The sequence below is a fragment of the Aggregatibacter sp. oral taxon 458 str. W10330 genome (assembly GCF_000466335.1).
In the GTDB taxonomy this organism is placed as follows: domain Bacteria; phylum Pseudomonadota; class Gammaproteobacteria; order Enterobacterales; family Pasteurellaceae; genus Aggregatibacter.
Genome location: NZ_KE952589.1, coordinates 1 through 12,638, shown reverse-complemented (window position 1 = coordinate 12,638; position 12,638 = coordinate 1). Strand labels below are relative to the sequence as shown.

The following is a 12,638-nucleotide window of genomic DNA, read 5'->3' as shown; positions in this document are numbered from 1 at the left end:
AATCCCTTGTGTCTACCGATTCCACCACTCGGGCAAAATAACTAACTGCGCTAAAAGGTTATGGAGGCGTGTCCCGGAGTCGAACCGAGCTACATGGATTTGCAATCCAGTGCATAACCGCTTTGCTAACACGCCATTAGTTTGGAGCGGGAAACGAGGCTCGAACTCGCGACCCCGACCTTGGCAAGGTCGTGCTCTACCAACTGAGCTATTCCCGCATTCGCTGTTAGTGGCGTGCATTTTACTGACTTATGTCTCACTGTCAATAAACAATTTAGAAAAATAAATGTGTTTGTTGAAAAAAAATGCAAATTTTAAAATTTCAATAGTAAATTTTTCATTTATTTGATGAAACCGTTATAAAAATCTCCTTTAATCACATTGTGCTTTGTGCCAAAATGCATGCACGATTTTTATCAAAAGTGCGGTATAAAATTTTGTTATTTTATCGGAGGATTTATGACGCAAGAATATGAGATTGATACCTTATTGGCTCAAGCCGGTAATCGTACAGATGCGCGGACCGGTGCAGTTTCCACACCAATTTTCCTTTCTACGGCTTATGGGCATCATGGCATCGGTGAAAGTACCGGATTTGATTACACAAGAACGAAAAACCCGACCCGCAGTGTACTAGAAGGAACTATTGCTAAATTAGAAAAAGGTGATCGCGGATTTGCTTGTTCTTCCGGTATGGCGGCAATTCAATTACTAATGTCTCTCTTTACCTCACCGGATGAGTGGATTGTATCCAGCGATGTATATGGTGGCACCTATCGATTATTGGATTTTTGCTATAAAAATACGCACGGTGTGAAACCGGTCTATGTGAATACAGCGTCTATTAGTGAGATTGAGGCGGCGATTACGCCAAATACCAAAGCTATTTTTATTGAAACCCCTTCTAATCCGTTAATGGAAGAATGTGATGTGGATGCGATTGCGAAGGTGGCGAAAAAACACAATTTATTACTTATTGTGGATAATACGTTCTTAACACCGGTGTTGTTCCGTCCAATGGAGCATGGGGCAGACATTGTTATCCATAGTGGTACGAAATATATTGCCGGTCATAATGATGTATTGGTTGGTTTAATTGTGGCGAAAGGGCAGGAATTATGTAATCGTCTATTTTACATTCAAAATGGTTCCGGTCCGGTGCTGTCACCATTTGATTCTTGGTTAACCATTCGAGGCATGAAAACTTTAGCTTTACGTATGCAACGTCATGAAGAAAATGCGAAAGCGGTTGCCGAATTTTTACGCCAACAGCCACAAGTTAAAGATGTGTTATACCCAAATAAGGGGGGAATGCTCTCTTTCCGTTTACAGGATGAAAATTGGGTAAATACTTTCTTAAAAGCCATTAAATTGATTACCTTTGCCGAAAGTCTTGGCGGCACGGAAAGTTTTATTACCTATCCGGCAACGCAAACGCACATGGATATTCCTGAAGCAGAGCGTATTGCTCGCGGTATTACAAATAATCTATTGCGTTTTTCAGTAGGATTAGAAAACATTGAGGATATTAAAGCGGATTTAATGCAGGCGTTTGCACAACTTAAATAAGTCATTCACGGAGGGCAAAATGAAAGTTGCGGTGTACAGTACAAAAAGTTATGACCGAAAGTATTTAGAATTAATTAATGCTAAGTATGGGCTGGTGCTAGAGTTTTTTGATTTTATGCTTAGCGAGCGAACAGCAAAAATGGCGGAGCATTGTGATGCCGTGTGCATTTTTGTTAATGATGACGGAAGCCGAAAAGTGTTGGAAAAATTGGCCGCACTTGGCGTAAAAATTATCGCATTACGTTGTGCCGGCTTTAATAATGTGGATTTAAAAGCAGCACAAGAGCTGGGCTTAACTGTGGTTCGTGTACCGGCCTACTCACCGGAAGCTGTCGCGGAACATACGGTTGGGCTAATGCTGACGTTAAATCGCCGTATTCACCGCGCTTATCAACGCACTCGTGAAGCGAACTTTTCTTTGGAAGGGTTGATAGGTTTTAATATGCATGGCCGAACTGTTGGGGTGATTGGCACCGGTAAGATTGGTGTGGCTGTTATGCGCATTCTAAAAGGGTTCGGTATGCATATTTTGGCGTATGATCCGTTTAAAAATAAGGCAGCAGAAGAGCTCGGGGCGGAATACGTGACGTTAGATGAAATTTATCATCGTTCACATATCATTACGTTGCACTGCCCTGCTACACCGGAAAACTACCATTTATTAAATCGTGATGCGTTTGCCAAAATGAAAGATGGCGTCATGATTATTAACACCAGTCGTGGCACTTTAATTGATACGCAAGCTGCGATTGATGCGTTAAAACAACGTAAAATCGGTTCTTTAGGAATGGATGTGTATGAAAACGAAAGAGATTTATTCTTTGAAGACAAATCTAATGAAGTCATTTTAGATGATGTTTTCCGCCGCTTATCATCTTGTCACAATGTCTTACTCACTGGGCATCAAGCCTTTTTAACAGAAGAAGCGTTAACCAGTATTGCCGATGTGACCTTATCAAATATTTATGCGGTGGGGAGCGGTAAGCCTTGTGATAACAAGGTGCTACCATCTTAGTTTTCAGCAATTAAACTAATTTGTGCGAATGGCTCTACGCTATGCTATTATGCGCAGACACTTAAACAAGCAATGCCAGATCAAATGGCATGATTCATCAAAAGAAATAAGGACAGAAAAATGAGTGAAGTATTACATTCCAGCGATGCGACTTTCGTAGCCGATGTGGTTAATTCTGATGTGCCGGTATTGTTAGATTTTTGGGCACCGTGGTGTGGTCCGTGCAAAATGATTGCCCCAGTTTTAGACGAGTTGGCAGTTGAATTTGCCGGTAAAGTAAAGATTGTGAAAATCAATATCGACGACAATCAAGCCACACCGGCACAATTCGGTGTTCGTAGCATCCCGACATTATTGTTGTTCAAAGACGGCAAACCGGTAGCAAGCCAAGTAGGTGCATTGCCTAAAAATCAATTAGCCGCATTCATCAATCAAAATATCTAACGCATTTTGATGCGAGGATAATATTGAATCTGGCAGTGACTTCTAAGATTTGTTGCTGCCAGATTAATTTATCTTAAAATGTTTTCTAAAGGAGGGTATCAGTCCTTTAATTGAATGCAGAAACCCTCAATTCTCCGATTGATATCACTTCCTGAAACTTATCCTGCCGTTTTACTCATCAAAGATCATTGGGTTGGTTCATCTAAGAAAAACGCCCAACCTAATGCATTAACATTAACTTGGGCGCAATAAAGAAGATTTGAATGTATTGGCGTTTATTTATGCCTTATTCATCAAACATCGCTGAAATAGATTCTTCATTACTGATACGGCGAATTGCTTCGGCAAGCATTTTTGAAAGCGTTAAGGCACGCACTTTTCCTAATGCGATAATTTCATCGGTAAGAGGAATGGTATCGGTCACAACGATTTCATCAAGGGCATCACTGGCAAGATTTTTTGCTGCGGAACCGGAGAAAACCGCATGAGTCGCATAAGCAAATACACGTTTTGCGCCACGTTCTTTTAATGCTTCCGCGGCTTTGCATAAAGTACCGCCGGTATCGATCATGTCATCTACCAAGATACAGTCGCGATCAGCCACATCCCCGATAATATGCATGACTTGAGAAACGTTAGCACGTGGGCGACGTTTATCGATAATTGCCATATCCGTATCGTTTAATAGTTTCGCCACAGCACGGGCACGCACAACACCGCCAATGTCCGGAGAGACCACGATTGGATTCACCAAATCGGTTTTCTTTAAAATATCTTCAATTAACACCGGAGAGCCGAATACGTTATCCACCGGTACATCAAAGAATCCTTGGATTTGTTCTGCGTGTAAATCACAGGTTAATACACGGTCAACGCCGACACCGGATAAGAAATCTGCCACCACTTTTGCGGTAATTGGCACACGCGCAGAACGAACACGGCGATCTTGGCGGGCATAGCCGAAATAAGGCACCACAGCGGTAATACGGCCTGCAGAAGCGCGACGCAGTGCATCAACCATTACTAACAATTCCATTAAGTTGTCATTGGTGGGTGCACAGGTGGATTGGATAATGAATACATCGCTACCACGAACATTTTCATTAATTTGCACTTGCACTTCACCGTCACTAAAACGGCCAACGGTTGCATCGCTTAATTTGGTTTTTAAGCATATTGAAATACGTTTGGCGAGTTCCGGTGTTGCATTACCGGCGAAGAGTTTAATATCAGGCATATTCGTTTAACCTCGGGAGTTATAGATTTATTAAGTAAGTATTAGTGGCTTGAGTCGGGCAAATTTTCAACATTTGTGCGTTGTAACATGGCATGTAATGGAGAAAGGTTTAATCCTTTTGCAACAAAGCCAAAGCAATTTTGGGGCTTTGCCTCAAGAACCCATTGTGCAGATTTTTCATCATCAAATTCTGCAAAAACACAAGCGCCGGTTCCGGTGAGTCTGGCCGGTGCATATTTTACCAACCAGTTAAGCAATTCTTCAACCTCAGAATAATGATCACGAACAACTTTTTCGCAATCGTTTGCGTATTCTTCTTGGAGTAATTGTGACAACGGTTTCTTTGGTGTTTTCCGTGGTAAAGCAGGATCCGAAAATACAACAGCCGTAGAAATGGAGACATTCGGTTTGAGCACGACATACCATTTTTCCGGTACTTCACAATAAGTGATTTGTTCACCGACGCCCTCGGCAAATGCGGCCTTGCCATGCACAAAAATCGGCACATCCGCTCCTAAGCTTAAGCCCAATTGGGCTAATTCTTCAGTCGTTAAACCTGTTTTCCATAAATCATTTAATGCTACTAAAGTCGTTGCTGCATTGGATGAACCACCGCCGACACCACCACCAATCGGCAAAATTTTATCCAATTCCAGATCGGCACCAAGTGACGTATTAGTATGGCGTTGAAGCAAGGTTGCGGCACGATAAATTAAGTTATCTTCTACGTTTAAATCAGGAATGGATGAGACTAAATTAATTTTGCCATCATTTCTCACTTTAATTGATAGCCAATCACCAAAGTCTAAAAATTGAAATAATGTTTGTAATTCATGGTAGCCATCGGGGCGTTTGCCATTGATGTATAAGAAAAGATTTAATTTAGCCGGGCAAGGAAAGCGCAACGGTTGTGCGCTTTTCAATGACGGATGAGATAAAAGTGCGGTGGAAAATTGATATGTTTTCATGCCTTAGAATTTCCATTCATCAACACGGATTTTCAGCGTTTGTCCGTCAGTTTTCAGCAAGATATTTTCGGGCATTGGTGGTTGAGAGCCAGATTGATAAGACAAATAATCCGCCGTCCACGTTTTACCGTCAAAGAAATGCGTGAACGAGGCAAGTAGGTGATTTTCTCCCACATGATAATCATCGTTATCTTTGGGTTGTCCTTTTAACCAAAAAGCAAATTGATCCAATGGGAAGTCCATGCCAATAATTTCCCGTAACAACATTTTGGCATCCGCCGCAGAACGTTGACGCCCTTTATTATCGGAAATGGTCATGCCTTGGGCGTGCATTTGAATTTGCAACGTTTCGCTACTGAGGGTGGAATACAATTTCAGCGTATAATTTTGGGGATTATGGTATTGCCAGTCAAAACGAGTAGAAAACCGTTCTTTTTTGCTGATATAGCCAAGCTGCCCTAAAGCTTGATAGCCTTCAATTCGTTTAATTTGTTGCAAATGTTGTTGCCAAGTCGGATCGGTGCTGTCGATATGTTTGACATCTGTTGGGCGTTGTTCATCGGTGACGACACAACCGGTTAAGAGTAAACCGATAAATAGCATCCACAAATAAGAGGTTAGTGTTTTCATAAGTCGTTATTTTTCCTGAGTGATCGTTGGGGGAGAAAAGTGCGGTAAGATTTCCGCACGTTTTTGTTTTACGGCGAAAATACGACCGCGATTCAGCTGATCGCGAATGGCTTTATGTTCAAAACCGGCAGCAATAATAGATTGAACATCGACTTTTAAGGCCGCTTGATATAAAGCCAACGCAAATTCTTGTTGTGGGTATTGGCTATGTTCAAAGCCCTTTCTGCCGCGAGTATCGGCAAAACACACTAAGAGAAATTCCATAAAACGTAATGGCTTACGCCACACATCAAACGTATTAAATAGTTTCACCACCGTTTCCGGGCGTAGCTCAAAGATTTTGTGAATATGCGTGTGGTATTCACAAGTCAGCTCCGACAGTTGTTGATAATAGGACGGGACTTTGAGACGTTTGCACAGATTGCGCGTAGGCGTAATACCTAATTTTTCATGGCCATGATGATGTGGCCAATTGGATTTTGGTGTTTTTGCTTTGCCTAAATCATGACAAATGGCGGCAAAACGCACCGCACTTTTATGGCAATCTACCTGTTCGGAAAGCAAGGTGGTTTGTTGTAATACCATCATAGTATGCACAAAACTGTCAATTTCAGGATGATATTTGGCAGGGTTTGGCACACCATATAAGGCATCTAATTCCGGGAATAAGGCGGCAAGGGCGCCCACCTGACGCAAGGTTTCAAAATAGATTTCAGGATTTTTCTCATTGAGCGCTTTTTCCGTTTCCGCCCAAACCCGCTCGGCGGTGAGATGTTGCAATTCGCCTTGCTGCGTGAGTGTTTGCATTAATTGCAAAGTTTCCGGCGCAATGGTAAATCCCAAATGATGATAGCGAGCGGCAAAGCGAGCAACGCGTAATACGCGCAAGGGATCTTCCACAAACGCCGGGGAAACGTGGCGCAAAATACGCTGTTGTAAATCATCGGCACCGTGGTAAGGATCGTATAAATTGCCTTGTAAATCTTGCGCTATGGCGTTAATGGTGAGATCGCGGCGAATTAAATCTTGTTCAAGGGTAATATCGGCGGAAAAGTCACAAATAAAGCCCGTATAACCTTGACCTGATTTACGCTCAGTGCGTGCGAGCGCATATTCTTCTTTACTTTGCGGATGGAGAAAGACAGGAAAGTCTTTGCCGACTTGTTGATAACCGAGATCGAGCAAGGCTTGCAGCGTCGCCCCCACAATCACCCAGTCACGGTCTTTTACCGGCAGGTTAAGCAGTTGGTCACGCACTGCGCCACCAACCAAATAAACGTGAAATGGCGTCTTAACCATTATGCCCAACCATCACGACGACGGCGTTTTGGCATGATTAATGGCAGGATTAAACCGATTAATAAGCCGACACCCAATACGGAACCGCCGTAAATAAACCATTGAATAGCAATTTCGCGTTTGCCGGCATCCAACATGGCTTCTAAATCACGGTTTTTATTTTTTGTGATTTCTAATTCGCGTTTGAGTTGCGAATTTTGTTCTAATAATTCGCTGCTTTGTTGTTCCGCTTGTTTGGTTCGACGTTGCATTTCTGCCGTACGTTGTTGCCAAGCGTCATCTAATCGATTGAGTTTTAAGCTTAATTCTTGAATCTGGCTTTTGAGTTTTGGGTTTTCCAACTTGCTGCTGGCATTCGGGCTGAGTTCACTACTAAGAATCCACGCTTCACGATTTTTGCTGTCACGAATCAGTGTATAGCGATCTTTTTTATCAAGCACTGTGACGGCTTCACCGGCTTGAATTGAGCCTGCAATTTTAAATTGTTCTCCGGCACCTTTACGTAAAAAAGTAGAAAGATTTTCTGTGACATATTGTGTTTCCGCATAAGCGGCAGAAATTCCAACACTTAAAAAAAACGGTACAAGCAAATAATGCATGACTTTTTTCATATTGAACCCCTTCTATTGTATAAAATAATGAAAAGCCTGATTCCGGATCAAACCGATTGTCCCACTAATGCTGAGATGACACAACCGGTTAACTATGCCGTCAACAATCCGCTGCCAAATTAGACCGCACTTAAGCCGATATTAATGGAAAATGGCTTGTAGCAGATAGTAAATAATAATGGCAAATAATGCACCTGCCGGCAGCGTAACAATCCAAGAAACAAAAATATTACGAATAACCGTTAAATTAATGGCGGCAATCCCTCGTGCAAATCCAATCCCTAATACCGCACCAACAAGCGTTTGCGTGGTAGAAATCGGCAAACCGGTACCAGAGGCGAGAACCACAGTCATCGCTGTGGCAAATTGCGCAGCAAAACCACGGCTTGGGGTCAAGTCCGTAATGCCGGTACCGATAGTCGCCATCACTTTGTATCCCATAACAATCAGACCGACCATAATGCCGGAGGCGCCAAGAGGGAGAATCCACCATGCCAGCGGAGCATTATTGATAATTTGACCGTCACTCTCGATAATTGCGACCACGGCGGAAAGTGGGCCGATAGCATTCGCAACATCATTTGAACCATGTGCAAAGGCCATCGCACAAGCGGTCATTAGCATTAACATGCTGAAAACTTTTTCTACACCGCCGAAAGCGCCGCCTTCTAGCATTTTGAATTTGAATTTACTGCTACGGAAATAGAAATGGCTGTAAACAATACTGATCAGACTGATGCCGAATGAAAGCAGAATATTTTCTGTATTGCTTAAGTTTAAGCCAACGTGTTTTAACCCTTTGGTTAAGGTGACGATACACAAAATGAAAATGGTGATGCCCATGTAATAAGGGCCGTATTTTTGCGCGTTTCGAAGCGGACTTTCTGTATCAAAAATCAGTTTTTGCGTGCTATAAAAAATGGCATACGCAAGAATACCGGCAATGACCGGTGTAATGAACCAACTGCCGACAATATTTTTAATATTGCTCCAATCCACCGACTGAAACCCTACTGTCACGCAAGAAAAACCCACAATAGCGCCCACAATAGAATGTGTGGTAGATACAGGCCAGCCCATTTTGGAGGCAATTAATAACCAAGCACCGGAGGCAAAGAGGGCGGCCATCATGCCGAAAACTAAGACTTCAGGTTGGTTGATGAATTGAGTGGTGTCAATGATACCGCTTTTAATGGTTTCGGTAACTTCGCCGCCGGCTAAATAGGCACCGGCCGCTTCAAAAATCATGGCAATAATAATCGCTTGTTTAGGGGTGATGGTACCTGAGCCAACGGATGTTCCCATTGCGTTTGAAACATCGTTGGCACCGACACCAAAGGCCATGAAAAAGCCGAAAACGGCTGTAATAATAATTAATAGTGAACCATATTGAGAGAGTAATTCCATGAAGAATACCTAAATTAATGAAAATTAGGAGCGCGCCAGCATAAGTTCAATACGCGAGCCGACACGTTGTGCTTGATCGGCCAATACACCGACCCATTCAATAATTTTATATAAGAACATGACATCAATAGGGTTATAACGCCCTTCGATTTCAAACAACATTTTTCTTAATTTAATTTGCATTTGATCCGTATCGTCTTCAATGGTATCAAGTTCGTTAATCATTTGATTAACAAAATTTAATTCACGTCCTTTAAAGCCGGTTTCCAATAATTGATCCATTTCTTCAATCACTTTATGCGCTTGTTCTGTGGCATCTAAGCTGCGTTTGACATAGCTCATAAATTCTTCCTGCATTTCTTGCGGAATACCGAATTGACGTCCTACCATGCGACCTGCAATATCCTTGGCATAATTGGCTAATTTATCTTGTTGAGTTACCAACTCCAGCAAATCGGTGCGTTCAATCGGCATGAATAAACCGCGTGGCAATTTTAATCGAATTTCACGTTTTAACGCATCGGCTTGGCGCTCATGTGCGGAGATATCAAGACGAAGTTGCTCTGCACCGCTCCAGTTTTCTTTAAAGATAGCTTCAAAGAAAGGAATTAATAATTCACAGCATTCGGTAACTTTGCTGGAATGTTTTTGGAGAGGTTTTAAAGGGGAGTGAGCAAATAATCCAAGGATATTATTCATCGCCATAAAAGGAACTCCTTAGGAGATAAGGTTAATAATTCAGTGCGCATATTACATGATGTCAATGAAAAATTCACGATTTTAATCGAAAAAATCAGGCTTTTATCGGATAATGCAGAGAGAAAATACGAATAAAACAGAAAAATGAAGGAATTTAAAGGAAAGCGTATGCAGGATGAAATTGAATTAAAACTGGCGGTAGAAAATATTCAGATCGAACAATTCGCCTCGATTTTGGCACAATTTAACGTGATTGCGCATCAAAAAGCCTTCTTGGCGAACACCTATTATGATACGGCTGACGGATATTTTACCCGACATAAGATGGGGCTGCGCGTTCGACAAAAAGGCGATGATTATACGTTAACGCTAAAAACCGATGGCAAGGTGTCGGGCGGTTTGCACGTTCGCCCTGAATATAATGTGGCCTTGCCAAATGCGGAACCCAATTTGGCGGCATTAACGGAACACTATGAATTATCGCTAGAAATAACAGCGCCACTAAACCCGATTTTTAGCACGGATTTTGAACGTCATATGTGGTTAATTCAAACCACGCCGACGAGCCAAATTGAAGTGGCGGTGGATGTAGGCAAGGTGATTGCCGGTGAAAAACAGCAGGCCATTAGCGAAATTGAATTTGAAATTAAAGAAGGCGGATTAGCACCTTTTTTTGCCTTTGTGGCGGATTTTCTAAACCATTATCAAGGCAACGTGCATTTTTATTCCATGAGCAAAGCCAAACGCGGTTATCAACTGGCGCAAGGCTTAATTCCTAAAGCCTCAGATTGGATCGAACGCTGGCGTGGTTTTTTGCATACGGAAAAATACGCAAAAAAAACATCGGAAAAACTGACCGCACTTTTGCATTATGAACAAGCGCTAATCGAAGAAACGTTAGCATTGGGCGCGGATCATTTTGCGACCGATTTTATTAAAACCGTTGAGCGTGTCGGCGCCTTTTTTAATTTGGCACATTATTATGACGATAACAAAAATCTCTTAGAAACGGCACTCAATGAACAGCTAGCAGCAAATCATCACTATGCGTTGGAAAATGTGCTGACGGCATTGACCGAGGCCAACGCCCAATTCTTGGCGCAAATTCGTGAAATTATTCGCTTACATAGCGAAACGAAAGACAATGGGTTAGCAATGCGTAAATTGTTCGATCTTATCCAAACACCACAGTATGCACAGCGTATGCTTCATCTGGTGACATTAACGCTTGGCGAAGAATAAGGGGCGATCATGGCAAAAGCAAAAACGGCGTATGTGTGCAATGATTGCGGTGCAGAGTATTCTCGTTGGCAAGGGCAGTGTTCCTCCTGTAAAGCGTGGAACACCATTTCCGAAGTACGGTTGGTTTCTACGCCAAATAATAAAGCGGATCGTTTTTCCGGTTATGCCGGTGAAACCCGCGCTAAAATCCAAACCTTAGATCAAATTAGCCTACAAGAAACGCCGCGTTTTAGTAGCGGTTTTAAAGAATTGGATCGCGTTCTAGGCGGCGGTGTTGTGCCGGGCAGTGCGATTTTGATTGGCGGCCATCCGGGCGCGGGGAAGAGTACGTTGCTGTTACAGGTGATGTGTCATTTGTCGCAAAAAATGACCGCACTTTATGTGACTGGTGAGGAGTCTTTGCAACAAGTGGCGATGCGTGCTAAACGCCTTGGGTTGCCGCCGGAAAAACTCCATATGCTGTCGGAAACCTCTGTGGAACAAATTTGTCATTTGGCGGATCAGTTAAAGCCACAGATTATTGTTATCGACTCCATTCAAGTCATGCACTTAGCCGATATTCAATCCTCGCCTGGCAGTGTGGCGCAAGTGCGCGAATGTGCTTCTTTTTTAACCCGTTATGCGAAAACCCGTCAGGTCGCGATCGTGATGGTGGGGCATGTGACAAAAGACGGTACCTTGGCAGGGCCGAAAGTGTTGGAGCACGTTATCGACTGCTCTTTATTATTAGAAGGCGAAACCGATTCACGCTATCGTACCTTGCGTAGCCACAAAAATCGCTTTGGTGCCGTGAATGAATTAGGCGTATTTGCTATGACGGAACAAGGGCTGAGAGAGGTAAAAAATCCATCAGCGATTTTTTTAAGTCGTGGTGATGAGCAGACCTCAGGCAGTTCGGTAATGGTGCTGTGGGAAGGTACACGTCCGCTGTTGGTGGAAATTCAAGCCTTGGTGGATCATTCGATGCTCGCCAATCCGCGCCGTGTTGCTGTGGGACTAGAACAAAACCGCCTTGCCTTATTGCTTGCTGTACTCCACCGCCACGGTGGCCTACAAATGGGCGATCAGGATGTTTTCGTCAATGTTGTGGGTGGGGTCAAGGTGACGGAAACCGGTGCGGATTTAGCCCTGCTCTTAGCGCTGATTTCTAGTTTCCGTAATCGCCCATTGCCACCGGATTTAGTGGTGTTCGGCGAAGTGGGATTAGCCGGTGAAATTCGCCCGGTGCCAAGCGGACAAGAACGTATCAGTGAAGCAGCGAAACACGGTTTCAAACGTGCCATTGTACCCTTTGCCAACAAGCCGAAAAGTGCGGTGGAAAATATGGCTGTTTTTACGGTGAAGAAGTTGGGCGATGCGATTGCGGTGCTGGATAATTTCTAGGAGCGTTTTTTTGATGTGTAATAGGACAGGTTTTCGCTTGTCCTATTTTATTGTATAAATGATTAACATTAACCTAGATGTGTAATCCGTGATTTCGTTTGTAGCGTGCATCTTGATGCACGACCAAATCACGC

Annotated in this window: 12 protein-coding genes and 2 tRNA genes; 5 read left to right on the top strand and 9 right to left on the bottom strand. The window is 43.1% G+C overall.

Annotated features, from left to right (window positions below):
* Positions 1-61: 61 nt before the first annotated feature.
* A tRNA-Cys gene (locus HMPREF9065_RS09105) sits at positions 62-135 on the bottom strand.
* Positions 136-142: 7 nt separating this feature from the next.
* Positions 143-218, bottom strand: a tRNA-Gly gene (locus HMPREF9065_RS09110).
* A gap of 241 nt (positions 219-459) precedes the next feature.
* Between HMPREF9065_RS09110 and HMPREF9065_RS09115 the strand changes: the two genes are divergently transcribed.
* From HMPREF9065_RS09115 to trxA, 3 genes are all read left to right on the top strand, one after another.
* Positions 460-1,569, top strand: a complete 1,110-nt coding sequence (locus HMPREF9065_RS09115) for a methionine biosynthesis PLP-dependent protein (RefSeq protein ID WP_033002313.1) — start codon at positions 460-462, stop codon at positions 1,567-1,569.
* A 19-nt stretch (positions 1,570-1,588) separates the two neighbouring features.
* Positions 1,589-2,584, top strand: a complete 996-nt coding sequence (locus HMPREF9065_RS09120) for a 2-hydroxyacid dehydrogenase (protein ID WP_033002311.1) — start codon at positions 1,589-1,591, stop codon at positions 2,582-2,584.
* 120 nt (positions 2,585-2,704) lie between these two features.
* A complete protein-coding gene (trxA, locus tag HMPREF9065_RS09125; protein WP_021615158.1) occupies positions 2,705-3,028 on the top strand; it encodes a thioredoxin in 324 nt (107 codons plus the stop codon).
* 286 nt (positions 3,029-3,314) lie between these two features.
* On the opposite strand, the gene HMPREF9065_RS09130 is transcribed toward trxA, so the two are convergent.
* The 7 genes from HMPREF9065_RS09130 to HMPREF9065_RS09160 form a co-directional block, all read right to left on the bottom strand.
* Positions 3,315-4,265 carry a ribose-phosphate pyrophosphokinase gene (locus tag HMPREF9065_RS09130; protein ID WP_021615156.1) on the bottom strand — a complete coding sequence of 317 codons (951 nt, stop codon included), beginning with the start codon at positions 4,263-4,265 and terminating at the stop codon, positions 3,315-3,317.
* 41 nt (positions 4,266-4,306) lie between these two features.
* A complete protein-coding gene (gene ispE, locus HMPREF9065_RS09135) occupies positions 4,307-5,233 on the bottom strand; it encodes a 4-(cytidine 5'-diphospho)-2-C-methyl-D-erythritol kinase (protein WP_021615155.1) in 927 nt (308 codons plus the stop codon).
* A 3-nt stretch (positions 5,234-5,236) separates the two neighbouring features.
* Complete coding sequence (lolB, locus tag HMPREF9065_RS09140; protein ID WP_033002309.1) at positions 5,237-5,863, bottom strand: lipoprotein insertase outer membrane protein LolB; 627 nt, start codon at positions 5,861-5,863, stop codon at positions 5,237-5,239.
* A 6-nt stretch (positions 5,864-5,869) separates the two neighbouring features.
* Positions 5,870-7,162 carry a multifunctional CCA addition/repair protein gene (locus HMPREF9065_RS09145; RefSeq protein WP_021615153.1) on the bottom strand — a complete coding sequence of 431 codons (1,293 nt, stop codon included), beginning with the start codon at positions 7,160-7,162 and terminating at the stop codon, positions 5,870-5,872.
* Positions 7,162-7,773, bottom strand: coding sequence for a TIGR04211 family SH3 domain-containing protein (locus HMPREF9065_RS09150; protein WP_021615152.1), 612 nt, complete (start codon positions 7,771-7,773; stop codon positions 7,162-7,164). The genes HMPREF9065_RS09145 and HMPREF9065_RS09150 overlap by 1 nt, the downstream gene beginning before the upstream one ends.
* 141 nt (positions 7,774-7,914) lie before the next feature.
* The gene (locus HMPREF9065_RS09155) at positions 7,915-9,180 is read right to left on the bottom strand and encodes an inorganic phosphate transporter (RefSeq protein ID WP_021615150.1); all 1,266 of its coding nucleotides are present in this window, start codon (positions 9,178-9,180) and stop codon (positions 7,915-7,917) included.
* A 24-nt stretch (positions 9,181-9,204) separates the two neighbouring features.
* Positions 9,205-9,885 (bottom strand): TIGR00153 family protein, encoded by a 681-nt coding sequence (locus tag HMPREF9065_RS09160; protein WP_021615149.1) that lies wholly within the window; start codon positions 9,883-9,885, stop codon positions 9,205-9,207.
* A gap of 162 nt (positions 9,886-10,047) precedes the next feature.
* Here HMPREF9065_RS09160 and HMPREF9065_RS09165 point away from each other — a divergent pair, with 162 nt between their 5' ends.
* Entirely contained in the window at positions 10,048-11,121 is a 1,074-nt protein-coding gene (locus HMPREF9065_RS09165; protein ID WP_033002307.1) for a CYTH domain-containing protein, read from the top strand.
* Positions 11,122-11,130: 9 nt separating this feature from the next.
* Entirely contained in the window at positions 11,131-12,504 is a 1,374-nt protein-coding gene (gene radA / locus HMPREF9065_RS09170) for a DNA repair protein RadA (protein WP_021615147.1), read from the top strand.
* Positions 12,505-12,638: the final 134 nt, after the last annotated feature.